This is a genomic window from Taibaiella lutea (genome assembly GCF_008629695.1).
GTDB lineage: Bacteria > Bacteroidota > Bacteroidia > Chitinophagales > Chitinophagaceae > Taibaiella > Taibaiella lutea.
Genome location: NZ_VWSH01000003.1, coordinates 180,444 through 205,227, shown reverse-complemented (window position 1 = coordinate 205,227; position 24,784 = coordinate 180,444). Strand labels below are relative to the sequence as shown.

The 24,784-nt window shown below is 37.1% G+C and carries 26 protein-coding genes; 9 read left to right on the top strand and 17 right to left on the bottom strand.

All coding sequences use genetic code 11. The annotated features are described in order from the left end of the window. Nucleotides 1-163: 163 nt before the first annotated feature. The 5 genes from F0919_RS12060 to F0919_RS12040 all read right to left on the bottom strand — a co-directional run bounded on the left by F0919_RS12060 (nucleotide 164) and on the right by F0919_RS12040 (nucleotide 2,463). Nucleotides 164-577, bottom strand: coding sequence for a hypothetical protein (locus F0919_RS12060; protein ID WP_150033023.1), 414 nt, complete (start codon nucleotides 575-577; stop codon nucleotides 164-166). 34 nt (nucleotides 578-611) lie between these two features. Continuing rightward, entirely contained in the window at nucleotides 612-899 is a 288-nt protein-coding gene (locus F0919_RS12055; RefSeq protein WP_150033022.1) for a hypothetical protein, read from the bottom strand. 169 nt (nucleotides 900-1,068) lie between these two features. After that, nucleotides 1,069-1,494, bottom strand: coding sequence for a hypothetical protein (locus F0919_RS12050; RefSeq protein ID WP_150033021.1), 426 nt, complete (start codon nucleotides 1,492-1,494; stop codon nucleotides 1,069-1,071). 30 nt (nucleotides 1,495-1,524) lie between these two features. Next, nucleotides 1,525-1,968, bottom strand: coding sequence for a hypothetical protein (locus F0919_RS12045; protein ID WP_150033020.1), 444 nt, complete (start codon nucleotides 1,966-1,968; stop codon nucleotides 1,525-1,527). Nucleotides 1,969-1,998: 30 nt separating this feature from the next. Further along, nucleotides 1,999-2,463, bottom strand: coding sequence for a hypothetical protein (locus F0919_RS12040; RefSeq protein WP_150033019.1), 465 nt, complete (start codon nucleotides 2,461-2,463; stop codon nucleotides 1,999-2,001). A 329-nt stretch (nucleotides 2,464-2,792) separates the two neighbouring features. Between F0919_RS12040 and F0919_RS12035 the strand changes: the two genes are divergently transcribed. Continuing rightward, nucleotides 2,793-3,125, top strand: a complete 333-nt coding sequence (locus F0919_RS12035; RefSeq protein WP_150033018.1) for a YegP family protein — start codon at nucleotides 2,793-2,795, stop codon at nucleotides 3,123-3,125. Between the two features lie 84 nt (nucleotides 3,126-3,209). Here F0919_RS12035 and F0919_RS12030 read toward each other — a convergent pair whose 3' ends face one another. The 5 genes from F0919_RS12030 to F0919_RS12010 form a co-directional block, all read right to left on the bottom strand. Continuing rightward, nucleotides 3,210-3,380, bottom strand: coding sequence for a DUF4295 domain-containing protein (locus F0919_RS12030; protein ID WP_150033017.1), 171 nt, complete (start codon nucleotides 3,378-3,380; stop codon nucleotides 3,210-3,212). A gap of 74 nt (nucleotides 3,381-3,454) precedes the next feature. Further along, nucleotides 3,455-3,637, bottom strand: coding sequence for a 50S ribosomal protein L33 (gene rpmG, locus F0919_RS12025; protein WP_150033016.1), 183 nt, complete (start codon nucleotides 3,635-3,637; stop codon nucleotides 3,455-3,457). A gap of 31 nt (nucleotides 3,638-3,668) precedes the next feature. After that, entirely contained in the window at nucleotides 3,669-3,905 is a 237-nt protein-coding gene (gene rpmB, locus F0919_RS12020) for a 50S ribosomal protein L28 (protein WP_150033015.1), read from the bottom strand. Nucleotides 3,906-4,334: 429 nt separating this feature from the next. Further along, the gene (gene bshB1 / locus F0919_RS12015) at nucleotides 4,335-5,066 is read right to left on the bottom strand and encodes a bacillithiol biosynthesis deacetylase BshB1 (protein WP_150033014.1); all 732 of its coding nucleotides are present in this window, start codon (nucleotides 5,064-5,066) and stop codon (nucleotides 4,335-4,337) included. Between the two features lie 104 nt (nucleotides 5,067-5,170). Next, nucleotides 5,171-5,764: a DUF4294 domain-containing protein gene (locus tag F0919_RS12010; RefSeq protein WP_190277373.1), complete on the bottom strand. Its 594-nt coding sequence runs from the start codon at nucleotides 5,762-5,764 to the stop codon at nucleotides 5,171-5,173. A gap of 260 nt (nucleotides 5,765-6,024) precedes the next feature. Here F0919_RS12010 and upp point away from each other — a divergent pair, with 260 nt between their 5' ends. Next, on the top strand, nucleotides 6,025-6,675 hold the full coding sequence (upp, locus tag F0919_RS12005) for a uracil phosphoribosyltransferase (RefSeq protein ID WP_150033012.1): 651 nt from the start codon (nucleotides 6,025-6,027) through the stop codon (nucleotides 6,673-6,675). Nucleotides 6,676-6,869: 194 nt separating this feature from the next. Further along, nucleotides 6,870-7,919, top strand: coding sequence for a PorP/SprF family type IX secretion system membrane protein (locus F0919_RS12000; RefSeq protein WP_150033011.1), 1,050 nt, complete (start codon nucleotides 6,870-6,872; stop codon nucleotides 7,917-7,919). Nucleotides 7,920-8,495: 576 nt separating this feature from the next. Here the strand turns inward: F0919_RS12000 and F0919_RS11995 are convergent. From F0919_RS11995 to recR, 3 genes are all read right to left on the bottom strand, one after another. Then, entirely contained in the window at nucleotides 8,496-9,386 is an 891-nt protein-coding gene (locus F0919_RS11995) for a T9SS type A sorting domain-containing protein (RefSeq protein ID WP_150033010.1), read from the bottom strand. Between the two features lie 158 nt (nucleotides 9,387-9,544). Next, nucleotides 9,545-10,321, bottom strand: coding sequence for a T9SS type A sorting domain-containing protein (locus tag F0919_RS11990; RefSeq protein ID WP_150033009.1), 777 nt, complete (start codon nucleotides 10,319-10,321; stop codon nucleotides 9,545-9,547). Nucleotides 10,322-10,411: 90 nt separating this feature from the next. Continuing rightward, on the bottom strand, nucleotides 10,412-11,038 hold the full coding sequence (gene recR, locus F0919_RS11985; RefSeq protein WP_150033008.1) for a recombination mediator RecR: 627 nt from the start codon (nucleotides 11,036-11,038) through the stop codon (nucleotides 10,412-10,414). A 138-nt stretch (nucleotides 11,039-11,176) separates the two neighbouring features. Between recR and F0919_RS11980 the strand changes: the two genes are divergently transcribed. Next, complete coding sequence (locus tag F0919_RS11980; RefSeq protein WP_150033007.1) at nucleotides 11,177-13,087, top strand: VWA domain-containing protein; 1,911 nt, start codon at nucleotides 11,177-11,179, stop codon at nucleotides 13,085-13,087. A gap of 10 nt (nucleotides 13,088-13,097) precedes the next feature. Next, complete coding sequence (locus F0919_RS11975; RefSeq protein ID WP_150033006.1) at nucleotides 13,098-14,066, top strand: sensor histidine kinase; 969 nt, start codon at nucleotides 13,098-13,100, stop codon at nucleotides 14,064-14,066. 93 nt (nucleotides 14,067-14,159) lie between these two features. On the opposite strand, the gene F0919_RS11970 is transcribed toward F0919_RS11975, so the two are convergent. Next, entirely contained in the window at nucleotides 14,160-15,557 is a 1,398-nt protein-coding gene (locus F0919_RS11970; protein ID WP_150033005.1) for a phosphohexomutase domain-containing protein, read from the bottom strand. A gap of 126 nt (nucleotides 15,558-15,683) precedes the next feature. On the opposite strand from F0919_RS11970, the gene F0919_RS11965 reads away from it, so the two are divergent. Further along, complete coding sequence (locus F0919_RS11965) at nucleotides 15,684-17,174, top strand: lipopolysaccharide biosynthesis protein (RefSeq protein WP_190277372.1); 1,491 nt, start codon at nucleotides 15,684-15,686, stop codon at nucleotides 17,172-17,174. 78 nt (nucleotides 17,175-17,252) lie between these two features. On the opposite strand, the gene F0919_RS11960 is transcribed toward F0919_RS11965, so the two are convergent. Both F0919_RS11960 and F0919_RS11955 read right to left on the bottom strand, forming a co-directional pair. Next, entirely contained in the window at nucleotides 17,253-17,459 is a 207-nt protein-coding gene (locus tag F0919_RS11960) for a cold-shock protein (RefSeq protein ID WP_150033003.1), read from the bottom strand. A 272-nt stretch (nucleotides 17,460-17,731) separates the two neighbouring features. After that, nucleotides 17,732-18,997 carry an asparagine synthetase B gene (locus F0919_RS11955; RefSeq protein WP_150033002.1) on the bottom strand — a complete coding sequence of 422 codons (1,266 nt, stop codon included), beginning with the start codon at nucleotides 18,995-18,997 and terminating at the stop codon, nucleotides 17,732-17,734. A gap of 495 nt (nucleotides 18,998-19,492) precedes the next feature. Here F0919_RS11955 and F0919_RS11950 point away from each other — a divergent pair, with 495 nt between their 5' ends. The 3 genes from F0919_RS11950 (at nucleotide 19,493) to F0919_RS11940 (ending at nucleotide 24,158) form a co-directional block, all read left to right on the top strand. Then, the gene (locus F0919_RS11950; RefSeq protein ID WP_150033001.1) at nucleotides 19,493-21,121 is read left to right on the top strand and encodes an ArnT family glycosyltransferase; all 1,629 of its coding nucleotides are present in this window, start codon (nucleotides 19,493-19,495) and stop codon (nucleotides 21,119-21,121) included. Between the two features lie 116 nt (nucleotides 21,122-21,237). Continuing rightward, nucleotides 21,238-23,373 (top strand): protein-disulfide reductase DsbD family protein, encoded by a 2,136-nt coding sequence (locus F0919_RS11945; protein ID WP_150033000.1) that lies wholly within the window; start codon nucleotides 21,238-21,240, stop codon nucleotides 23,371-23,373. Between the two features lie 29 nt (nucleotides 23,374-23,402). Continuing rightward, entirely contained in the window at nucleotides 23,403-24,158 is a 756-nt protein-coding gene (locus F0919_RS11940; protein WP_150032999.1) for a tetratricopeptide repeat protein, read from the top strand. A gap of 65 nt (nucleotides 24,159-24,223) precedes the next feature. Here F0919_RS11940 and F0919_RS11935 read toward each other — a convergent pair whose 3' ends face one another. Further along, nucleotides 24,224-24,721, bottom strand: coding sequence for a hypothetical protein (locus F0919_RS11935; protein ID WP_150032998.1), 498 nt, complete (start codon nucleotides 24,719-24,721; stop codon nucleotides 24,224-24,226). Nucleotides 24,722-24,784 lie beyond the last annotated feature (63 nt).

The window sequence follows — 24,784 nt, the reverse complement described above, 5'->3', positions numbered from 1 at the left end:
ATATTGTAAAAGCCAATAGTCTCTTTTGAAAGTTCTCGTTATTACCTAATCAGATAATAAATCTCTATAAAAAAACGCATCCTGAAAAAGATGCGTTTTTAAATTAACTTAGTTAAAGGTACTTCTTGTAAATTTGAAAGAAAGCCCTTTTTGTTACTAAAATTTAGTAGGCCATATAACCGACAGATACCGAAAATTGGTAATTGCCGGTTTTGTAGATATACACAGTATAAGGGCCAACACCTTCGCCTTCTGCTCCAAGACTTATTATAACCCCCTCTCCAATAGTAGTTGGTAAAGTATAATAGCCTGAGCTTGTATATCCTCCCAAATGTATATAGATTCTTTTAAGGCTTGTGTGGAATGTAACACCGCTACTTGGAGCATTAACTGACTTACTGTTTGCAATGGGAAATTGACCTTGACTATGTAACTCTAACGTAAGCGGTATATTTGAACATCCCTGAAAATTAGGATTACATAAGCTTCTGGAAAAAGTGTTGTTCTGAGCATTTGCAGTAAATCCTAATAAAAACAGGAGGCCCGCCAGCAACGATATTATTTTTAAGTTTTTCATTTTTATAAAATTTTAATTGTTAGTAAAAAAATATTTAGTAGGCAGTATTCCCTACAGATAACTTGAATTGGTTATTTGCACTTTTGTAGATAGTGATAGTATAAGGGCCGACACCTTCTCCATCTGCTCCAAGGGCTATTATTGTTGATGTTCCAATTGCTGTTGGTAAGGAGTAAATGCCAGTGCTGGTATATGCCCCTATCTTTACTTTGATTCTTGTACATGCTGGATCATAACTAAAAGAAGTTGTGTTAGTACCGCAATATTTATTTACGTAATAATAGTATTGCGGAGTAGGGACGGTGGAGAGTGTCAAAGTCACACAATCGCCAATACAACCTTGATATCCTGGTATACACGGGTATCGAGTAATGGTATTGTTAGTTTGTGCATAAACGATATTGCCCAATAGCATGAAAAGAACAGCGAGCAATGACATTAATTTCATCTTCTTCATTTTTTATAAAATTTTAATTGTTAGTAAAAAATATTTAGTAAGCATTGTATCCTACGGATAACGTGAATTGTTTGTCTGCATTTTTATAGATACCTACAGTATAAGGGCCGACACCTTCTCCATCTCCTCCAAGATTTATGATTGTTGATTCTCCTACGGCTGTTGGCAGATAATAAGGAAGCGTACTTGTATATCCTGCTACTGTTACTGTAATTTTAGTATATGCTGCATAGTATTTGTAAGATTCCGTTGTTGCTTCATATGAATTAATTCCTGAACCACTACCGGTGAGTTTCAAAATAACAGTAGCTCCCGAACAGCCTATATAACCCGGCAAGCAAGCATTTCGTGTAATTGTATTCTTTCCACCTGATGGTTCTGGAGGAAGGGCATTACTACTAATGTATCCTAATGCAATAAGCACGGCTGTCAATAATGACAATAATTTCATTTTTTTCATTTTCATAAAATTTTAATTGTTAGTAAATATTTAGTAGGCATAATACCCTACGGATAACGTGAATTGTTTGTCTGCATTTTTGTAGATACCGATAGTATAAGGGCCGACACCTTCTCCGTCTGCTCCAAGGTTTATTATTGTTGATTCTCCTACTACTGTTGGGAGAAAATAAGGAGCTGTACTTGTGTAATTGATGCCACTCGGACTTTTCAACGTTACTGTGATTTTAGTATAATTTGTTGGATAATTAAAAGACTCTGTTGCTGCTTCGTACGAATTGCTTTTAGATATAATAAATTGACCACTTGTAGCGAGTTTTAAAACTACAGTAGCACCAGAGCAACCAATATAACCCGGCGTACACGCATTTCGAGTTATAGTATTTTTAGTAGTTACTAATTGTGCATTTCCGTTATTGTATCCCAATACGATAAGCAGGGCTGTCAATAATGACATTAATTTCATTTTTTTCATTTTGTAAACCTTTAAATTTTTATAAAAATATTATTGGGCCATATTGCCGACAGATAATATATATTGTCTGTTGGCATTTTTGTAAATACCTATAGTATAAGGACCATTACCTTCACCATCTGCTCCCAGATTTATGTATGTTGATTCTCCTATTACTGTTGGCAGATAATGAATTTGGTTATTTGTGTACTCATTTCCATCCGGACTTTTTAATGTTACTGTTATCCTTCCATAAGATGCCGGATAACTGGCAGTTCCACTTGCGTTATATTGATGGGACGCATACAAATTGAATCCTGATGATGTAGTTGTCGATAGCTTTAATATAACAGTAGCGTTGGAGCATTCTGGATAACCTGGTATGCAGGCGTTGCGGGTTACTGTATTTTTGGCGATTGGTTGTGTTCCGCCAGTGGAAGTTTGAGCACTTCCGTTATTGTACCCTAATACAATAAGCAATGCTGTCAATAATGACATTAATTTCATTTTCTTCATTTTCATAAAATTTTAATTGTTAAGAAATAATTTAAACGAAGAAAGATTTAAAAATTCTCATTTTTTATTTTAATTCATAAAACATGTCTTTTTTCTTGTGAGCGTTTTGCGCAATCAATTGATTTCTTGTGAACGTTATTGTTTTTCTTGTTAACGTTTGTTGAAATAAAAAATGTAAATTTTAATTTAGTTCAGTCTTATAATGTCAGAAATGATTCTTTTTTTATTATTTTAACTTGATTTTAAGCGGGAAAGAGAATTATTGACATGATAATTGCATTTATTAATTATGAAAAGAAGCTTTTCTAATTAATAAAAAATCAATAATTATGGGAAAATTTGTATTGTCCACTCGTTCTAACGGGGAGTTTCAATTTAACCTGAAAGCCGGGAATGGTCAGGTAATCCTTACAAGCGAAGGGTATAAAGCTAAATCAAATTGCATCGGTGGTATTGCATCTGTAAAAAGGAATGCAACCGATGATGGTAAATATGAGAAGAAAACGGCTTCCAATGGAAAGTTTTTCTTTAATCTGAAAGCTACCAATGGACAGATAGTTGGTACAAGTCAAATGTATGAGGCGGAAACGTCGAGAGACAATGGCATTGCATCTGTAAAATCAAATGCACCTGAAGCTATAATAGAAGACGAGACGGCTTAAAGACAAAAGAAAAGAGAGCAAGTTCGACTGAACTTGCTCTCTTTTCTGTAATGAAAGGTATTTTGTTCTTCTCAAATGAAGAAATTACTTTGCGTTGAAGAAATCAGCCACTTTATCTTTATGGATGATTTGCTCTTTGAAAGAGTAGGCGCCTGTTTTAGGGCTGCGAACCGTTTTAATCACTTTAGTGAAGTTCTTAGCATCCAGGTTGGCTTTCGGATCTTTCTTAATCGCGGTTTTTGCTGCTTTAGCCATGATTATAATTATTTATTAGAATCAGTAATTTTTTCAAATCAGCCGATTTTTTCGAATCAGCCAATCTTCATGCCTTACTTGATTTCTTTGTGAATAGTTACTTTTTTAAGAATCGGATTGTATTTTTTGAACTCAACACGTTCCGGAGTATTCTTTTTGTTCTTTTGCGTGATGTAACGACTTGTGCCTGGCATTCCGCTAGCTTTGTGTTCGGTACATTCCAAAATCACCTGTACGCGGTTTCCTTTTTTAGCCATCGTGGTAATTATTTAAAGTAATATGAATTAATTAGATTGCAACGCCATTTTCACGCATCTCTGAAACGACAGTGAAAAGACCTCTTTTGTTGATAGTACGAATAGCATCAGAAGATACTTTCATAGTGATCCAACGATCTTCTTCTACAAGGAAGAAACGTTTAACCTGTAAATTCGGTAAAAAACGGCGTTTAGCTTTCTTGTTAGAAAAGCAAACTTTGTGACCAGTAATTGGTTTTTTGCCTGTTACCTGACAAACACGAGCCATGACTTAAATTTTTTTGGAACCAAAGTGGAAATCCTGAATTGAACCGCAATGAATTATTTCTTTTGAAAATAACTTTACTACAAATTATGGAAGCTACTGTCGCTAAGATTAGCTAAGAATTGTCTCAAATATAGCTTCGGCTTGCGCCTTATGGGACATAACCTGATTGTAATTATGCAGATTTCAAATCCAAATTTTCAACACCTCATTTGTTGCCAAATTGGTTAGAAAATAATAATTAGGGCGCAAAGGTAAGAAACCTGTAACAATATTCCATATTTTTTTCTATAAAATATTTTGGCACCGTATTATAAGACAGATTGGTTTGTTACTGTAAATTAAAATGTTCATTCTAATCGGGTTGTATGAAGATTGGGCTGATCAAATCAATTATAGAAATCGAATAAATAGGAATTCAGATAAAAATAATTACACCAAATCCGAATATTGAAAAGCATCCAAATCACTAATTCCCAAAGATGTTTCCAAACTAAAACCTTCTCCGTATTTAGCGCCGATTCTATGTCCTAATTGACTTGCTCTGTTTTTAATCTTATCCATAAATCCCGGGGCTGAAATATAAGTTTGCGGATCGTCGGAAGAGTCATTGAAAAACTGTGTTTTAAAACACTTAATGCCTTCCATTTTTAAATCCATACTTTCTGAAATATCTACAATGAAATCGGGCTCAGTAAAACGATCCTGCAGGTAATGAAATACTTTTTTCGGTCTCCAGGCTTGTTGTGATTTAGCTTCAAAAGTGGTTTCAATTTTTCTTAACCCGCTTAAAAAACAAGCGTCTGCGATCAGGCGCCCTGCTCTTCCGTGATCGGGATGCCGATCTGCAAGCGCATTTGCAAGAACAATATCAGGTTGATATTTACGAAGTATCTGTATGATTTTTAATTGATGTTCACGATCATTCTGAAAAAAACCATCTGCCATTTTTAAATTTTCACGGACTGCAATACCTAAAAGTCCGGCTGAAGCCTGGGCTTCGTTATGACGGGTTTCAATAGTTCCGCGAGAACCCAGTTCTCCTTGTGTCAAATCAAGAATACCGGCTTGTTGTCCCTTTCTGATGTGGTTGATAAGTGTTCCCGTACAGCCCAGCTCTACATCATCGGGATGAACGCCAATAGCAAGTATGTGTAATTTCATGTTTAATAAAACGTTGTAGTAATATTGCAGATGTAAGCTGCAAAGATATTGCTTAATTGAAACTTAAAGCTTTACTGCTAAGCAGATAAGGAATAGATAATGCGTTAATTAGCTAAATTTTTGCGTTGTTGCGCGAGTTGGTATTGGTAATAGTTTTTAGCCTCCATTTCCTTTACTATCATTTCAATATCCTTATCAGCGCCGTAAGGATCGTACTGAGCTTTGAGATCATTATCAAAGAAGAATGCGGCAGTCTGGTAAATCCGTGCATTGATGCCACCTTTAATTTCTTTAATTACTGAATAGCAATCCCTGCCGGTTTGCCGGTTTATTAGCTTCACTAATATTTGTCCTTGTGTTACCGAAAGATTTTTAAGCTCATCCTTGAACCTGGTATTCATTTCTTTTTCAACCTGTTTCAGGTACGCTTTTCTGTCTTTCTTTTTGGTGCGGACAGCAGTTTCCTTATCTACTTTATCCAGTATGAAAGCCGCTGTAATAGCGTATGGATACACTTTATAGACATTATACCTTAATCTTCTTATTTCTTCCCTTCTTTTAGGATCCATGTATGCAGCCACAACTTCTGTTTCAGGGCCATAAATCATCGGATAAAATTCATTTCCAACTTTTATGGCACCTAAAAGAATGGTGTCATTCGGGCCGGTATTTTGTTCAAGCACCTGTGGCTGCGTCATTCCTTTAAAACAGAAAAACACAAATGCAATAACAAAAAACAATATTTTATACCTACGGCCCATACTCCTGAAAACTAAATTCTTTATAAAGGTCAAACTTTTTAATGAAAATAGAAAACTTTGATTGCATATGAATGGATAAGTTTAACGTGTTTAATACGGGTTTAATTGTATTATAAGGTAATATCGGAAATTTAAGGATGAAATAATTTCTGTTTACAGAGAAAAAAACATTTCTTTAGCAATAAATTTAATACATCATGGTTTACAATCTTAGCGATCAACAATCCTTGATAACACAATGGGTAAGCGAGATAAGAGATATTGATATTCAGAAAGACAGATTAAGATTCAGGCGTAATATGGAGCGTATTGCGGAAGTAGCTGCTTATGAAATCAGTAAACAGTTACCCTTTATTACAAGAAATGTCATAACTCCGTTAGGCGAATCAGAAACCCTGGTAATAGAAGAACAACCTGTACTGGCAACGATTCTGAGGGCAGGCGTACCAATGCATAATGGATTGTTGAATTTTTTTGACAAGGCAGACAGCGCTTTTATTGCGGCTTATCGTAAACACCACAGAGACGGAAGTTTTGAAATTGAACAACATTATATAACCTGTCCTCCTTTAAAAGGAAGGCCTTTAATAATTGCCGATCCAATGCTGGCTACCGGCGCTTCTTTGATATTGGCATTAGAAACTTTACTGCATTACGGCATGCCGGCGCAAATCCATATAGTGTCTGCAATAGCATGCTCTGAAGGAATAGAGAATGTGGAACGCAAGTTCCCGGAAGCTTCTATCTGGGCCGCAACTATTGACGAAGAATTAACTGCACGAGGTTATATAGTACCCGGTTTGGGTGATGCAGGGGATTTAGCCTTTGGCAGCAAAGAGCAATTTTAGGGAAAAAGATCGGAGAAAATAAATCAAAGAAACTTTATTGCGAGAATTGAGATTTAAACCTATATTTGTAAGAGATTAATTGAAATTAATCCCAACACATTTTTTTTTTAGGCCGTCTATTGTATAATAGCAAGCTTTATGTTATTTTGTGCAAAATTGAAAAGATAAATTGGAAAACTGATTAAAATAAAATCATGAAGAAAATACTACTAAGTGCATTGGCTATGGCAGGTATTTCCCTTGGCACATCTGCTCAGGATGTACACTTTACGCAATACTTTACATCGCCATTAACTTTGAATCCTGCTCAAACGGGATTGACTCAGAATGATTGGCGCGCTTCAGCAAATTTTCGTACGCAGTGGTATACTGTTTCGGATAATCCATACGTAAGTGGCACTATTTCATTTGACATGCCGTTGTTAAGAGGCAAATTACCGGAAGGTGACGCACTTGGAATAGGTGTGTTGGGCTTGTATGATAAATCCGGTACGGGTGGGTTGCAAAACACAACACTTGGTATATCACTGGCTTACCATAAGTCTTTCGGGATGGATAAACAACATACTGTGTCTTTGGGTGTTCAGGGGTTTATGGTTCAAAAAAGCATCCAGTTTGATAAACTGATATTTGGAGACCAATTTGATGCTACTATGCCTGAAGGCTATCTGAAAGGAAGTTCTGCAGAGCAATTTGGTAATGCTGATTTGACATATCCTGACTTTAATGTTGGTTTAATGTATTCAGGTCGTGTAGCTGAAAATGCTACAATGTATGGTGGAGTTGCATTTTATCACCTGACCCGTCCGGAGGAAAAATTCCTGAATTCAGCAGGCAGTACCGGTGTTAAAATAAATTCCCGTTTGTCAGCTCACCTTGGAGGCTCTTTTGATTTGAATGAAAATACTGTAATGTATTTGAGTGCAATGTATCAAAAACAAGGACCTGCTTCTGAATTTTTGATGGGTGGCGCTGTAGGGTTTGTAATGAATCCGGGTCATGATGAATTCACTCGTAATACCGTGTTCTACTTAGGTGGATGGTATCGTTACGGTGATGCAATCGCTCCTTATGTCGGCTTTGAATGGTCCAGAATGAAAATCGGATTTAGCTATGATGTGACAATGTCAAGTGCACAAAATATGACGAGCGGACAGGGTGCTTATGAAGTTTCCTTGATTTATAACGGAGTTATAAATAAAATTACACACAAAAAATACAATTTCGCTTGTCCTAAGTTCTAACAACTATAGTAACAACATAATAAGAAACGCCCCGAAATTTTCGGGGCGTTTCTTATTTATTTTCTTTAACCTTCTTGTTGTTTTATACTACAATTTGTAAATTGAAAGAGATGAAAAACAAGATACAGGAGTAACTATGAGATATTTTATTAAAGCCTAAAATGTTTGATTACTTAAAGAAGTATAGTAATAGTATTACAGACATTTGAAATGAAGAGAAAGTATTTAATTGTTTGAAGCTGAATGGCAATGTAGTCAAATTAAGCTCATTCTTGTCTTTATGTACCCATTTTCTGTGAAACTTTGTAAAATAGCTATTATATAAAGGCTCACGAAGAGCCTGCAAATCTAGAACTACGATGCTTCAATAAGAAAACAAAGGATTCTATTTCTTGAGGTAACAATATTGGATATGCATATATTCTAAAGATATAGTACAAGAGATATGTTATTAAAAACGAGGAGAGTTATTGTCTTCAAAGAATATTCCGGAAGAGACAAAGACTATAGATAACGACATAAAGAAAGCCGTTCAGTATTGCTGAACGGCTTTCTTGTAAAAGAATTAATTGTGACTTAGTTTTTCGTGAATTTCGATATCCCTTTAGAATTATCGGTTGCAAATTCAAGTAAGTACGTACCTGTTGGAAGTTCATTAATTTGAATTTCAAATTGATGATCGCCAGGACTTGCTTTTCCTAAGTTTACAGTTTTAAGTGTTCTTCCTGTTAAATCCATTATTCTTGCTGTTACATTTTCAGATTTCAAGAAAGAGTATTTGAAATTGATTGTATTGTTAGCTGGGTTTGGATATACAGTTAAATTAACTTTTTTATGGTTTACATCATTGATACTCGTAGTATTACAATTCAATGTAATTGTATTAAATTGAAAATTGTTATCAGTAACGGTATCTACAACGTTTGTACCATAAAAACCGGCAAAGCGGGCAAGCCAGTAATATTTACCATTAGGTGGAACAGTACCGGTTTGTGTGAAAACATAATAATCTATAGACTCACCATCTACAGATGTAGCAGTAGTGTCAGCTAATATTAAACTGCATAATCTGGTTACAGTATCGTTCCATTTGTAATATAGTATTGTATCGCCAGGAGGGATATTCAATGCCGGAGATGGCACAGTATCAACCACACCATTTAATACAGTACCTGTTGGTTTAACGTTCGCATATACGAACCATGTAGTTGGATCCAGAGGATCTGCGCCGTTAGCAGCATTATCAACGTTAGGATCGAATAATTGGAAAGAATCTGTTGATCTTAACGTATCCGGACCGTTATTTACAAAGTAATAACCTGATACAACTGTTGTATTACATGAATAGTTAGAACCGTCTGCGGGTCCAATAAGTGGCAATACTTCCACATCACAATGTCTTTGTGCAAATGCTCCAGTTCCCAAAGCGGTCAGCAAGCATAATGTTGCGTAAAAACGTTTTTTCATAATTTCTTTTTTTTGTTTTTTTAATAAAGTAATAAAGCTAAAATTCAACTGATTCAATTAGACTGCAAAATACGGAATAAGTTAAAAAAGAATTTGACATTAACTTATTACTTAAAAAAGCCAACTAAGTTAGTTGGCTTTTTTAAGTAATAATATTTTTAGTTCTTCGTGAACTTGCTGATGCTACGAGTCTCATCAGTAATCAATTCAATATAATACATACCATTATTCATGCCGGAAAGATCAACATTGTAAGTTTTGGTACCGGCATTTTGTTTACCTAAATTCATTGTTTTAACAACGCGACCTGTAAGATCTGTAATTTTTACAAAAGCAACTGTTGTCGCAGCAAATTCATTTGTAAATGAAATTTGATTATTTGCCGGGTTAGGGAAGATATTTAAAGATGATTTAGAGAAATTTACATCTTTAACGGCTGTAGCACAATTGATTTTTACTGCAGTGATACCACCATCGTCTGTACCATCGTTATCCTTCAAAATAGTTGTATCTGTACTGAATCCAACAAAAATTGCAGGATAAAAATAATTACCATCGGTAAAAGGAGCAAATACATAATCATCCTGAGCTTCATTTATTAATCTTTTGATTTGACTTTTCGCCATTTTACCGGAAAAATGAACCAAAGTATCATTAGCCGCAACCGGAGCTGTGGGCTTGTAATAGTTTACAAGACCTTCACCAGCGAAGGGGGTAATAAAAAAGGCCGTATCGGTAACACCAATTGTGCCTGGTCCTTGATTGACAAAAATGAATTCATATTCAAAAGAATCAGTGCACGGAATGTTAAATGGGGTATTTGCATCCGCTGCTAACGGTGCAACTAAAGTACCACTGACATTAGCAATTGTTTGTGCTGATGCACTCGTTACTAGTGCTCCTAAAAGAGCCATTGTTGTGTAAAAACGCTTCATAATTTCTTCTTTTTTTGTTTAAGATTATTTAATGCATCAAAAATAGGAAAACTTTTCGAGTTAAGACAACGTTAAGCATATTTTGGCATTTTATTTTGAAGTTGTTTTTACATATGTTTCGACTGGCAGCCTTTTCGCAATTGATCTTGCTAATGTCAGCTCATCTGTATACTCTAATTCTCCTCCAAATGAAACGCCTCTGGCTATACCTGTAATCGTTAATTCCCGGTTCTGAAGTTGCCTGGCTATATAATAGACGGTAGTATCACCCTCAATATTGGGGCTTAATGCCATAATTATTTCAGAAACTTCATTTTTTTCTATTCTTGATGTTAAGTTGGACAACTGAAGCTGCTCAGGCCCTATGCCATCCAAAGGCGACAAAAGGCCGCCCAGCACATGATACAACCCGTTAAACTGTTGGGTGCTTTCAATGGAAATAACATCTCTTATGTTTTCCACCACACAAATAATACTTTTATTGCGATGAGGGTCTTTACAGATGGCGCAGGGCCCTCCATCAGAAATATTGTTGCAATCAGGACAAAAGCAAATGTCTTCACGCATTTTAGAAATAGTTTCGCTGAAATTCCTGACCATGCCTTTGTCTTCTTTCAATAAATGCAATACCATTCTCAAGGCTGTTTTCTTGCCAATCCCCGGCAGGCGGGTAAAGGCTTCAACTGCGTCTTCTATTAATTTGGAGGAAAATATCATATATGTACACAAAAATGCAACAACAAAGATAGATAATCATGCTTTCATTATTGTTTGAGATTGGTTTCAAAATGACACAATTCATAATTTTTAAACTATTCATCGTAATTTGGCGGCTTGAAAAATAAACAGGGCATTTTGAAGAACGCATTTCAACTAAAGCTTAATTGTAAACATTACCTGAGCATAATTATAATTGCCTGGACATTCTTATTCTCTAATATTTCATCGGCGCAGCAGGAAGTCCAAAAACCTGCCAGGATTTTATTTCTGTTGGATGCCTCCAGTAGTATGGGCAATAGCTGGACAGATGCTGCTTCCAGGTTCCAGACCGCAGGTCGCATTATTAATACCATTGTAGATAGCATTCACCGGGTAAATACAGATGTTGCTTTTGCCATCCGTGTTTTTGGTAATCAATACCCTTCACAGGAGAAAAACTGTTTTGATTCCAAGCTTGAAGTTCCTTTTAATCTTGCTAATGACGGACAAATCAGAGCAAGGCTGAAATATCTGAATCCAAGAGGATATTCGCCGATTGCATGGTCGTTGCAACAAGCAGCTGAACTGGATTTTAAAGAAGACAATCTCTATTCTTACAGCATCATCTTAATTACAGATGGCGGCGAAAGCTGTGGCGGCGATATCTGTGCAACCGTAACAAATCTGCTTAATAAAAAAATCAGTTTCAAGCCTTACATTCTAAGTCTGATTGATTACGAACCTTTGAAACTGGAATATGCCTGTCTTGGAAAATATATAACTGTTTCAACTGAAAAAGATATTCTTCCGGCAGTAAGTACCATTCTCAATGATAACAGGAAAGTTTTGATGATCAAAACATCCGATTATCATCCCGTAGTAATAAATACGCCACCTCCAAAGGCTCAGAACGTAACCATTTTACCTCCTAAAAATACTCCGAAACCTACGCCCAAAATTGAGCCTTTAATTACTACAGAAGTTCCTGAAAAAAAGCCTGAACCTGTTGTACCACCGGTAGTTAACAGGAAAACCTATCCGCCGTTGGATCTGATTTATACAAGGTCAAAATTGCAAAAAATGAATTTGCTGTACACTATTGCCGATGCAAATCCTGTAATAGTGCCCAGGTTAAAGCCCATGAAAATTACAGTACCTGGAATGCCTGATGTATTTCCGCAAACTCCTGTTGCCAACAGTTCAACACCTAAAGCACCCAATAAAGTTGTAGAACCTACTGTAGCCATTCAAAAGCCGAAAACAAATGCGACTGTTAAAAAAGCCGAAAACAAAGAAGATATAAACCTGCCATTTCAATCCACAACTGTCGATTCAAAAGAAAGTTCCGTTCAGATTTATTTCACCAACGGTAAGGGAAAATTTTACCGTACCGAACCCAAATTGCTGTTTAAAGACAGCAAAACAAAAGCTGATGTAAAAAGTGTTTATCGCAATCTTGAAGGCGGAGAACCTGCACCTATTAAGATGGACCCCGGTACTTACGATTTAGCTATTGTAGGCTCCAAAGGCAAAGCAAACAACATAGTTATTGAACCTGGTAAAAACAAGAAAGTATATATCACAGTCGGTAGCGGTTCATTGGAGTTTTATTATCCTTCCGCACCTAACCGTCCCGTTAAAGAATACAGGGCCCTGGTAAGCAAACGTTTTGAGCCCGGACCGGTAGTAAAACAAAACTGCGATACTGTTTTGCCTTATGAACCCGCCAATTATCACATTGAAATCAATACATTGCCTCAAATGATGCTGAATGTAGATCTTGACTTTTACAGCGTAAAAGTAATGTCTATCCCTGAAGCCGGTACCGTACAAATCACAAATACCAATAATAAGGGCAAAGTTCAGTTTTGGTATCAGCATGGTGATGCTTACGAACCGTTTTATGAAATGAATGTAACCGGTAATGCTGCGGCTCAGAAAATTGATTTTCTGCCGGGTCTTTATCAGGTTCGTTATTTCAATGGGCCTCAGACCTCCTTATCAAAAGCTGATGTTGTTTTATTCCGTGTGAAAAGCAATATGATCACCAATCTGGAATTGCCATAAAACTGTTGATATGCGGATCGTTTCTATTTTATATTTCATCCTGCTTGCTTACATTATAGCAGCTATTTTATTTTGGGGAAGCACGCTCAACAAACAAAACGAGCTCATTGTCCGCAATGAGATCGAGGCCTTAAACAATAAGGTGGATAAGATCAATAATCCTGTTGCTTTCAGAGATGAATACAATGCTATAAAAGAAAGAGAAAATTCAAGGAAGCGGCAATATCTGGGAGAAGGTGTTGCTTTTTTAGCTATTATTTTAATTGGCGCTGGTGTAGTATATTCTTCTATGCGCAGTAATCATCTGTTATCGCAACAGCAATCCAATTTTATGCTTTCCATTACGCACGAATTGAAAAGCCCTATTGCAGCTGTGAAACTTAACCTTCAGACAATGGCGAGGCGCAAGCTGGATGAAGATACTCAACTTACATTGATACAACGCAGTGTGAATGAGGCTAACAGGCTTGATGACCTTTGCAACAATTTGTTGCTTGCTTCGCAGATGGAAAGCCGCCATTTTAAATTTGAAGAAGGACGAATTAATTTATCTTCTGTTGCAGAAGAATCTTTACAGGCATACGAATCAAGAGGTAAAAATCTTTTTGTTTCAAAAATAGAGGAGGATTGTTTCACAAATGGCGACAGATTATTATGGAAGTTATCTATCAATAACCTATTGGAAAATGCAGTTAAATACTCCGATTCCGACTCTACTATTATACTGGAATTGATTAAATCGGACGATGAAATTTTACTGAGTGTGATTGATGAAGGACAAGGCATTCCGGATGAAGAAAAGCCAAAAGTTTTCAAAAAATTTTATAGAGTAGGGAATGAGAATTCCCGAAAAACAAAAGGAACGGGGCTCGGCCTGTATCTGACTTCTAAAATTATTCAGCAGTATAAAGGCACTATAGCGGTAAGAGACAATAGCCCTGTAGGAACTGTATTTGAGATAACCGTTGCGGCTGCCTGATGAGATATTGTAGTTAATAAAAATGTCCGGCTCTGTAAAGAACCGGACATTTTTATTGTGTATTGCAGAGATACAAATAGTTTTGATTTTCGCCTAAAGCACTCTCTTTTTTACTTGTTCTAAAATATCGAGGGCTTCCTCATGGCTGTTGCCTTCCGCATAAATCCTTAAAACAGGCTCGGTACCTGAAGCACGCAGCATAGTCCATCCGCCATCTTCAAAATGGTATTTAATACCGTCAATATTTTCAACTTTTACAACTTTGTATTTACCAAATTCAGTGTAAACACCATCAGCAGCTTCCTTCATGATACGCTGCTTTTGTTCATCCAAAAGATTCAAGTCGTTTCTTTCATAAGAGAAACGGCCAACCACTTCATATATTTCTTCACAAAGTTCCTTCAGCGTTTTGCCTGTTTCCATCATATATTCATAAATGATAAGACCATCAAATATCCCGTCACGTTCAGGAATATGTCCTTTAATGGCAATACCGCCGCTTTCTTCGCCACCCAATAATACATCTTCCGTAATCATGATTTCACTGATGTATTTGAAACCAATCGGCGTTACCTGAACTTCAAGCCCGTATTGTTCACACATTTTCTTAACCCTGTCGGTAACCGAAAAAGCAATGACCACTTTACCATTCAGCTTTTTGTATTTATGTAGATATTGGATTAGCAGTAAAATAATATGATGCGCATCCACAAAATTGCCGTCTTCATCATACAAACCGATTCTGTCTGCATCGCCGTCAGTGGCAAGACCCACTTTCAGCTCAGGTGTTGTTGCCATTACTTTTGAAAGTTCAAGCAGATTTTTATGAATAGGTTCAGGTGGCGTATCCTTGAAAGAAGGGTTATAATCACAATGAAGCAAAACCGCGGCAGGCAATGTTTTACGAATTACATTCTGACCTGCGCCATACATAGCATCATAAGCAAGCTTATAAGGGGCATTGTTTAACTTCTCTAAATTGAATTTGGTATGTAGGTAATCAATGTACATTTTTTCCAAATCAATATACTCCAGCATGCCTTTTTCCTGCCATTGATCCAATGTAGTATCACTTATTTCAACTGTTTCAGGAATTAAAGCCTCTACTGCAGTAATATCTTTAGGGTTTGTCGGGCCACCATGAGGGCCTTTCAGCTTAAAGCCGTTATAAGCAGGCGGGTTATGTGAAGCTGTAATTACAACACCTTGTTGCGCAGCTAATTCTTTTACACCCAAAGAAACCATAGGTGTACTTACGAAACCCTTTGCCAAAGCAACCTTCACGCCATTGGCACATAATACATTTGCAGTCGTTTCAGCAAATAGAGCGCCCGCAAAACGACAATCATGGCCTATAACGACCTTGGCATTTTTGCCTGACTGGTTTAACCAGTCGGCAAGTGCTTTTGCTACACGGGCAACATTGTAAACTGTAAAATCTTTGGCGATAATGGCACGCCAGCCATCTGTACCGAATTTAATAATATCCATTAGTGGTAATTTGAGTTAGACTATTTGCAAAGAAAAGGAAAATAAGATTTGCTTTTTGTAAATCTTTGCTTAATCCGAGTAAACAAAATTGTATTTTTGGTCCTTATACCATATCTACAATTATTAATGGGCATTGTTGTTCGCCAATCCATAAAATCGGTTGCAGTAACTTTAGGCGGAGCTCTGTTAGGCGCACTTATTGCAGTGCTTTCCACAAGATTTTTTCCGCAGGACCAATTTGGTTTTAGAGAAACGTTGATTAAAGCCTCTACATGGGTTACTTATCTGGCTAATTTCGGTTTTGGGGCAGCCTTGGTTATCAATGCACAGAAATATCCTCCCGGGCATCCTTCCCGTCCTACATTTCTGACGTTAACAGCGTTAATACCCTTTGCTATTTCATTACTGACATGTGCTGCCTTTTTTATTTTATACCCTTTTATTGATGATTTTTACAGTCCTGCAGATGCTGCCTATGTGAAAGAATTTTTTCCTTTATTCCCCATATTAACCCTGTTATGTTCCGGAATACTATGGATGGAAGGTTATTTGCAATCCTTACATAAAACTGCTTTACAAAGTTTTGGAAGGGAAATTCTGGCACGTATTATTTATATTACTTTGATCCTCCTTTTTGGATTTCATGTTATTAATTTTTCGGGTTTTTTGTGGCTATATGTTATTTTTTATTTAGTACCCTTTTTGTTCTTGATAATAATGGCAAAACGGAGCGGCGGGTTTGCTTTTGGTTATGAAAAACATCTTTTTTCCGTAAAGGAAATTAAAGAGATAATAAGGTTTGCAGGTTATCACATGCTTACGGAAGCAAGCACTGTTTTAATTGCCACTGTGGATGTGTTTATTATGGGTATGTTGCTTGGGTTTGATAAAGTAGCCATTTATGGGATTGCAACTTTGGCTGTTTCTTTATTAAGAAATCCTACAAGAATGATAGGAAAAGCTGCTATCCCGACATTTACAAAGAGTTATAATAACGGCGACCTGAAAGGGTTGAGAGAATTATATCAAAGATCATCTTTGAATATGCAAATCATCGCAGTTGCCATGTTTGCACTGGTGTATATCAATATAGATAATATTCAGGAAATAATGGCTTTGATTAAAGGTGGTTACAATGAAATAAAGCCGCTTATCATGATTTTGATGGTGGGACAACTATTTGATATGGTTTCAGGGTTTAATTATGAACTGATTGGCCTGACAAAATATTACAGGTTCAATTTTTGGATTGCTATATGGCTGCTGGCATTCGTTCTCCTGCTTGATTATTTCATGATAAAATCGAACGGTTTATTGGGTGCAGCCTGGGCAGTAACTATCGGATTGATTGCTTTTAATATTGCAAAATCCTGGTTCCTTTGGAAGAAAATGAAATTGCAACCTTTTGCCATAGCCACTTTGAAGATATTTGCAATTGGTGCTGTTGCCGGAATCATCAGCTGGATTTTGCCATATATGTTTAATGCTTTCATCGATGGCATTATCAGAAGCAGTGTATTTGGTTTATTGTTCTGGTATTTACTTTTCATTACAAAAGTCTCTTCGGAAGTCAACGAAATTACACATAACATCATCCATAAAAGAAGATTGTATTGATCTGAATTTTCAGTAATGATATTATAAAAAGAGGGCGATTCAGAAAATGAATCGCCCTCTTGCATGCTATAATTTATATTATCTAACTAATGTTACATTCACAGCATTCATGCCTTTACGGCCGGGTTGCAATTCAAATTCAACTGCATCATTTTCCTTGATTTCGTCAATAACGCCTGTAGCATGAACAAAAATATCTTCTTTGTTACTACTGTTCTTTATGAAACCGAAACCTTTTTCCGTATTAAAGAATTTTACAGTTCCTTGAAATTTTTCTTTTTCCACTACGATAATTTTTTAATGTTATAAAATGGATTTCAAAGATATTGAATTGAGTTTAAGTAGATCAATGTCAATATGAATAAGTTATTAAATCCTTTATCACATTTTTAAAGAAGGTATCTCTTATCGGAATCTTTATAGTAAACTATTTCAGGCGTTTGTTTATCTTGTAAATCAGTTTAATAAATACATAAACTAAAATTAACGTTATTGCAAGTCCTGCAATTGTCCAAATAAATAATCCGATATCCGGAATCAGTAATGTCATTATTCAATTATGTTTTTCTTGGTTTCTTTTTTGCTGCCGGAAAAAGTACGTTGTTTAAAATTAAACGATATCCGGGAGAAGTGGGGTGCAGTGATAAATCTGTATGCGGATCATCAATCTGGTGTTGATAATCTTCAGGATCATGACCGCCATAAAATGTGAAAGTACCTTTGCCAAACTCGCCGTGAATATAACGTGCTTCGTTTGCAGCCTGATTTTCGCCTAAGACCAATACGCTGCTTTTCAAAACCTCTTTTCTGAAAGCAGTAGTTTGTCCCATAAATCCCTTGATGGTAGTCGTATGATTTTGACAAAGCATAGTAGGCACCGGATCAAATTTTGCAGAGAAGGTAAATAACGTAAAGTAATCGGTAGTCATAGGTACTTTTCTGAACAGCGTATTATCAATGTCCGAATATTCGTACTGATATGGGTTCTTTTCGAGCGTGAAATCTTTGAAAGCAAAACAGGGAGCAAAATTCAGCTTTTGCTGTGCCTGCGGGTCCGGCGCATCACCATCAAACGGTACATCGCAAATATCTACCCCATCTGCAGCCAATGCAATGTCATAGCTGTCGGTTGCGCTGCACATGGCAAATAAATAGCCGCCGCCTGCCACAAAACCCTGTATTTTTTTAGCAACCGCCAGTTTCAATTGAGATACCTTTTTGAAACCATGCTTTGCAGCCATTGCCTCCTGATTCTTTACATCTTCAATATACCATGACGCAGTACGGTATGCCCCCCAGAATTTGCCATACTGTCCCGTAAAGTCTTCATGATGCAGATGTAGCCAGTCATATTCATGTAATTTGTCATCCAGTATCTCATCATCATAAATTTTATCGTAAGGAATTTCTGCATACTCCAATGCCATGGTTACCGCATCGTCCCAGGGAAGTTTTGACTTAGGTGTATAAACGGCAATTTTGGGCGCTTTTTCCAGTTTTATAACATCGCCGTTAAAATCAGGATCAGCAATTTTTTGCAGGATGCCGTCATACTGGACATCTGCCATAATATTATAGTCAACACCGCGAAGCTTGCAGGTTTTTTCTATCTCTGCATTTTGGTCCATTGCAAACGCACCGCCATCATAATTCAATAGCCAATCTACCGTCATGCCCGCTTTCAATGCAAGGAAAGCAATACCGTAGGCTTTCAGATGATTGCCCTGATTGTCGGCACTCATGGGAATGTATAATTTTGCAGCATACATGAAATTGCAGCAAAACAACCCTGTGAACAATAATAATACCAATCTTTTTACCATAGCTGCAAGTTAAGAATTATAGCGGATTCCATTATGAAATTTGTAGTGTCACGGCGAGGGAGCCGCAACCTTTGCAATATTCAGAACATGGCTTTCAATCTTTGAACCATAGCATTCAACATCCGGATCGTGGCGTTCAACACCTTGACCATGGCGTTCAACATTCAGACCATGTCGTTCAGCACCTTGACCGTGGCGTTCAACACTTTAGCCATGACGTTCAACATTCAGACCGTGTCGTTCAGCACCCGACACACGGCGTTTAACGCTTTGACCCTGGTGTTAAACACTCAAACCATAACATCCAACACGCAGACCATGGCTTTCAACGCCTGAACCACAGTGTTCCGCACTTGAACCATGACATCCAACATCCGGACCATTGTATCCGGCGCCTGTTTTTAATACAACATATCATAATTATACTTTGATTGAATAACACCAATTTACAGATCGCACAGTTATGCCTGCATTCTTCTTATTTTTGTCGCATAAATGAATCAGACATTAATAAAGCAGCTTTTTATAGCCGTCATAGGGGCATTACTTTTTATTCCTTTTCTGGGTCATGTCCATCTTTTCGATTGGGATGAAGTCAATTTTGCGGAATGTGCCCGCGAAATGCTGGTCAGTAAGAATTATTTACGCGTTCAGATAGATTTTCAACCTTTCTGGGAAAAACCACCCATGTTTATCTGGATGCAGGTTATATGCATGAAGATTTTTGGTATTAATGAATTTGCGGCGCGTTTGCCAAATGCATTAATGGGTATTGCCACTTTGTGCACTTTATTTTATGTCGGTAAAAGAACTGTCAGCGAGCGAATGGCCTGGTGGTGGACTTTTATTTACGCTGCCAGTTGGCTGCCCGCATTTTATTTCAAATCGGCCATCATTGACCCTACATTCAACTATTTTATTTTTGTATCCTTTTTTCAGGTTTATCTTTTAAAACACGGAGACCGTAAATGGCTGCATGCTTCACTTGCCGGTGTTTTCCTCGGTATAGCCGTATTAACCAAAGGCCCTGTTGCAATTTTGGTTGCAATGCTTTCCCTGTTAGTATATCTGGTATTGAACAAAGGATTTTGGGGTTATAAATGGCAGTATTTCCTGGTAATTGCATTAGCCTGTTTTGCAACTACTTTCTTATGGTTTGGCATAGATATTATGCAACACGGATTATGGTTTACCAGAGAGTTTATAAAATACCAGATAAGATTGTTCACAACAGGAGATGCGGGACATGGCGGACCTTTTTATTACCATTTTGTGGTGCTGCTTATAGGGTGTTTTCCGGCAGTTGCATTTCTCTTTCAGTCAGGCAAAAAATCTACATTGACATCTGCAAAAACTGAAGAAACTGATTTTACAAGATGGATGTGGGTTATGTTTTGGGTTGTACTTATTTTGTTTTCCATTGTTAAAACAAAAATTGTACATTATTCCTCGCTTTGTTATTTCCCATTGACATTCCTTGCTGCTTTGCAAATCAGCAGGTTGGATGAACATAAGATAGTGTTGAAAAAAATAGTCGTATTTATTACAGGCTTCACCGGCATTCTTCTGGCATTGCTTATCTTGCTGTTGCCAGTGGCGGGTTTGAACAAAGCCAGATTAATTCCATTGTTTGACGATGATTTTGCAGTTGCGAATTTACAGGCTGCAGTATCCTGGAGCTATGCGGAATGTTTGTTCGGCGTTTTTTACTTAACAGGTATCATTGTAACATTTATTTGGCTGAGGAAATCATTCCAAAAGGCAATGATATTCTTACTGGCACTTCAGATTATTATTATTCAGGTTACAACATTGCACTTTGTACCTAAGATAGAGGCTTATTCCCAACGAGCTTCTGTAGCATTTTACCAAAGCCTTGCGGGCAAAGATGTGTATTTGCAGCCATTGGGTTTTGTCAGTTATGGCTATCTTTTTTATTCTCAGAAACAACCTTCCGTAAATCCTGAATATTATAAGGACAAACGTGGATGGATGCTGCATGGCAAAGTCGATAAGCCTTGTTATTTCATCTCAAAGATTACAGAAGAAAAAAATCTTGCTGCAGAGCCTAATCTTGAGAAAATAGGCGCTAAAAATGGTTTTGTTTTTTACAGACGCAAATAGGACTTATATCAACTATTACTTCATTTGAATGCTTCCATTCCTCTTTTTTACTTTTTTTGCCTAATTTGCATTTCAATTTTTAGCAAATTTTTTTATTTACTCAACTGCATATATTAATGAAGCGCTTTCTTTTTCTTTTATCCTTCGTTCTTCTCTTATTGCCGACAACTTTTGGCCAACAGGTTAAAGACGCTATCCAATGGCAATACAATGCCAGGAAAACCAGCGACAGCACTTTTGATATTACTATAGCAGCCAAGATAAAAGAAGGGTGGCATATTTATACAGCTACGCCTAAAGGCGATGGTTCACAGATACCCACTACCATTGCTTTTGATAAGAATGTCAATATTAAACTGTTAGGTAAAACAACAAACAACGGTAAGCCGGTTAATGAAGAAATTAAGGATTTAGGCATTACTATTCAATACTATAAAAATGCCGTAACATATACGCAAAAGGTTTTAGCAAAGGCCAATACCGTATTGAGCGGCGTAGTGGATTTTCAGATTTGTAATGATGAAATGTGCCTGCCTTCCAAACCTGAACGTTTTAAGATTCCTTTGAATGGCATTGTTGGCAGCAACGTTGCTATTTCACCTGCAGATACAGGTGCTTCCAATGAAACAATGAATGATTCATCAGGGGCGGGTGCAGCGAACATGGGAAACGGAACAGGCAATGATACGTCAGGAAATAACACAGCCGTTGTCAATAGTGCCACTGGTGCGCAACAAAAATTAGCCAGCGAAGATCCGGGGCTGGAGAAAAGCTCCCTTTGGGAATTATTTCTGGCCGGTCTTGTAGCGGGCTTTATTGCTTTCATCATGCCTTGTATTTATGCCATGCTGCCGATAACTGTAAGCTTCTTTACCAAACGAAGCAAAACCAGAACTGCCGGTATAAAAAATGCTACTATTTATTCTTTTTCTATCATTGCTATATTTACCTTGATAGGTGCATTAGTTAGTCTGTTGTTTACCGAAAAAACAATGTATGAACTGAGTACCAGCATGGGTTTCAACCTTTTTGTATTTGTATTATTTATTGTTTTCGGTATTTCTTTATTGGGTGCATTTGAAATTACTTTGCCCGCTTCCTGGTCCAGTAAATTAGATTCCAAAGCCAATTCAAACAGCTTTGGCGGTATCTTCTTTATGGCTTTGGTATTAGTTGTCGTTTCTTTCAGCTGTACTTCTGCATTTATCAGTTCTTTAATTGTTTATATTGTTAAATCAGGAAACAGCCTTGGCGGGCTCGTTGGCTTCTTCGGTTTTGGTTTATCCATTGCGTTGCCATTTGCCTTGGGCGCCTTCTTCCCCGGCATGTTGAACGGGATTGCAAAATCGGGCGGCTGGCTCAATGCAGTTAAAGTAACAATGGGCTTTCTGGAATTGGCTATGGCCATGAAATTCTTATCCAACATAGATCTTCAATACCATTGGCATTTATTGGACTTTGAAGTTTATTTAAGTATCTGGATTGTAATTTTTGCATTGCTCGGTTTTTATCTGCTCGGCAAGCTCAGTTTTTCTCATGATGATGGTTTGCCTAAAAATATGTTCGGGCAACCTTATCTATCTGTTCCGAGACTGTTATTCGCATTAATTCCCCTTGCATTTACGGTTTATCTGATTCCGGGTTTATGGGGTGCGCCGTTATCCGGTGTCAGCGGCTTCTTACCTGAAAGGAAAACGCTTGATTTCAATATTCAGGATAACCTGATAAACATACAGGCTAACATGGGTAATAGTTCAAAAGACAATCCCAATACGGTAATGCCGCAAAAATATACCCAGAACCTGAAATCGGAATTGCCGGGAGTTGTTGCTTTCTTTGATTATGATGAAGCGCTTGCAGCAGCGAAGAAAACAGGCAAGCCGGTATTGCTTGACTTTACAGGTCATAGCTGTGTAAACTGTCGTAAGATGGAGCGTGTTGTGCTGTCTAAGCCTGAAATATTAAGAGAACTGAGCCAGAACTTCATTGTTGCAAGCCTGTATTGCGATGAAAAAGAGACGCAGCTTCTGGAAAACGAAAAATACACTGCGAAAGATGGTTCGAAAATAGAAAACTTAGGCGAGAAAAATCTGGACATAGAACTTACTAAATTCGGAGCTGTTGCTCAGCCGTTGTATATATTTGTAGATGGCGATGGAAATGTTATTAAAAATGCCGGTGGCTTTGTTCCCGATGTTCAACGTTTCCTTAATATCATAAACGAAGTAAAAGCAGCACATAAAAAGCCATAATATTTTGCCCTTATTTTTCATGAAATTGTATGACAGACCTATTTGGTTTTAGCTTTTACTCCCTTTTGGGGTTCGGGTTTATTCCTCAATTGTTGTGTATTGTCCATGCTTACAGAACGGGAAGGAAGGAATGGATTTTTCCTTTAATTATATTTTCATTTGCAGGCGTTATTGTCTATTTCCTTTTCGAATTGTTGCCGGAAATACAACATGGCGATTTTGCAAGAAATGTACAATTGGTTTTTTTTCCGAACCGGAAAATAAAAGAGATGGAACGTAAGTTCAGGTTGGCAGATACTGTAACTAACAGATTGAACCTTGCAGAGGCTTATGCCGAACAAAAGAAATATGACAAGGCAATTGACCTGGCAGAACCTTGTGTGAATGATCCTTATATTAATCACACAGGTATTTATATAAAACTGGCAAGACTTTATTTTCTTAGCGGGCAATATAAAAAAAGCCTGACGTTATTTGAAAAAGCAAAAGCGCTGAACTATAACAGGATTGAAAGACCCGAAGATGAATTATACATCGCAAGGACATTAGATTATTTGGGGCAGAAACAGGAAGCTGAAGAGAGTTATAAGAATATTATCAGGGTTCAACATTCGATGCAGGCAATGTACTATTATGGAAAAATGCTTAAAGAAGAGGGTAGAGGAGAAGAAGCACTGGCAATGTTTACAAAAGTGAAAGAAGAAAAAGAACTGCACCCAAGATATGTGCGCAGGTTAAATGCAAAATGGATAAGATTAAGCGCTATAGAAAGGCGTTCAAAATAAAATCGATTAAACAAAAAATGGAAGCACCTTATGGTGTTTCCATTTTTTTATATTGTCAGTTTTTACTACTTCATGTGTTTAAGCTGAGTACCATACAGGATTAAGAAAACCACAGGAATAAGAATTCCGACTATAGCCATTATTCCAAAAGACATGCCTACCATAATCATTACACCTACCGGCCCTACAAGTTCGCCGATAAGATAAACATAAAAGCCACTTTTCGACAGCTTACGCATCAGTATTGCGCCAACAACGCATAATATGACACATGCAAGATTCATTATAAGCAAAGGCATTTTCAGGTCGCATGATTTATATGCTATTTCAATAGAGTCCTTCATCATTTTGCCCATAGTGCTGTCCTCTCCGAATTTGCTCATGGCATCCGTCATTTTTGTAATGCTGCCGCAAACCGTCACATAATTGTATATGTACGTAATGAGTCCGACGCCCGAACCTATAAATGTCAGGATTGTTAAGACATTCAGCATGTCGGGCATTTTCTTTTTGGGTGTGAACTCATCAAAAGTCTGATCGTGAAATTGGTTAGTGTCGCTCATGTTGTTTTTAGATTTTTATGAAACGCTAAGGTAATTTTTTTATAGAAAATTAATGATACCTTC

Coding starts and splice junctions, on each gene's coding strand:
- F0919_RS11970 (WP_150033005.1), bottom strand. CDS start 15,557: ATGGATATTATTAAATTCGGTACAGATGGCTGGCGTGCCATTATCGCC.
- F0919_RS11990 (WP_150033009.1), bottom strand. CDS start 10,321: ATGAAGCGTTTTTACACAACAATGGCTCTTTTAGGAGCACTAGTAACG.
- bshB1 (WP_150033014.1), bottom strand. CDS start 5,066: ATGAAATTACACATACTTGCTATTGGCGTTCATCCCGATGATGTAGAG.
- F0919_RS12060 (WP_150033023.1), bottom strand. CDS start 577: ATGAAAAACTTAAAAATAATATCGTTGCTGGCGGGCCTCCTGTTTTTA.
- F0919_RS11945 (WP_150033000.1), top strand. CDS start 21,238: ATGAAGCGCTTTCTTTTTCTTTTATCCTTCGTTCTTCTCTTATTGCCG.
- F0919_RS12050 (WP_150033021.1), bottom strand. CDS start 1,494: ATGAAAAAAATGAAATTATTGTCATTATTGACAGCCGTGCTTATTGCA.
- F0919_RS12010 (WP_190277373.1), bottom strand. CDS start 5,764: ATGACGCAGCCACAGGTGCTTGAACAAAATACCGGCCCGAATGACACC.
- F0919_RS11965 (WP_190277372.1), top strand. CDS start 15,684: ATGGGCATTGTTGTTCGCCAATCCATAAAATCGGTTGCAGTAACTTTA.
- F0919_RS12040 (WP_150033019.1), bottom strand. CDS start 2,463: ATGAAGAAAATGAAATTAATGTCATTATTGACAGCATTGCTTATTGTA.
- F0919_RS11995 (WP_150033010.1), bottom strand. CDS start 9,386: ATGAAAAAACGTTTTTACGCAACATTATGCTTGCTGACCGCTTTGGGA.
- F0919_RS11935 (WP_150032998.1), bottom strand. CDS start 24,721: ATGAGCGACACTAACCAATTTCACGATCAGACTTTTGATGAGTTCACA.
- F0919_RS11975 (WP_150033006.1), top strand. CDS start 13,098: ATGCGGATCGTTTCTATTTTATATTTCATCCTGCTTGCTTACATTATA.
- F0919_RS11940 (WP_150032999.1), top strand. CDS start 23,403: ATGACAGACCTATTTGGTTTTAGCTTTTACTCCCTTTTGGGGTTCGGG.
- recR (WP_150033008.1), bottom strand. CDS start 11,038: ATGATATTTTCCTCCAAATTAATAGAAGACGCAGTTGAAGCCTTTACC.
- F0919_RS11955 (WP_150033002.1), bottom strand. CDS start 18,997: ATGGTAAAAAGATTGGTATTATTATTGTTCACAGGGTTGTTTTGCTGC.
- F0919_RS12045 (WP_150033020.1), bottom strand. CDS start 1,968: ATGAAAAAAATGAAATTAATGTCATTATTGACAGCCCTGCTTATCGTA.
- F0919_RS12035 (WP_150033018.1), top strand. CDS start 2,793: ATGGGAAAATTTGTATTGTCCACTCGTTCTAACGGGGAGTTTCAATTT.
- rpmG (WP_150033016.1), bottom strand. CDS start 3,637: ATGGCTAAAAAAGGAAACCGCGTACAGGTGATTTTGGAATGTACCGAA.
- upp (WP_150033012.1), top strand. CDS start 6,025: ATGGTTTACAATCTTAGCGATCAACAATCCTTGATAACACAATGGGTA.
- F0919_RS11950 (WP_150033001.1), top strand. CDS start 19,493: ATGAATCAGACATTAATAAAGCAGCTTTTTATAGCCGTCATAGGGGCA.
- F0919_RS12000 (WP_150033011.1), top strand. CDS start 6,870: ATGAAGAAAATACTACTAAGTGCATTGGCTATGGCAGGTATTTCCCTT.
- F0919_RS12030 (WP_150033017.1), bottom strand. CDS start 3,380: ATGGCTAAAGCAGCAAAAACCGCGATTAAGAAAGATCCGAAAGCCAAC.
- rpmB (WP_150033015.1), bottom strand. CDS start 3,905: ATGGCTCGTGTTTGTCAGGTAACAGGCAAAAAACCAATTACTGGTCAC.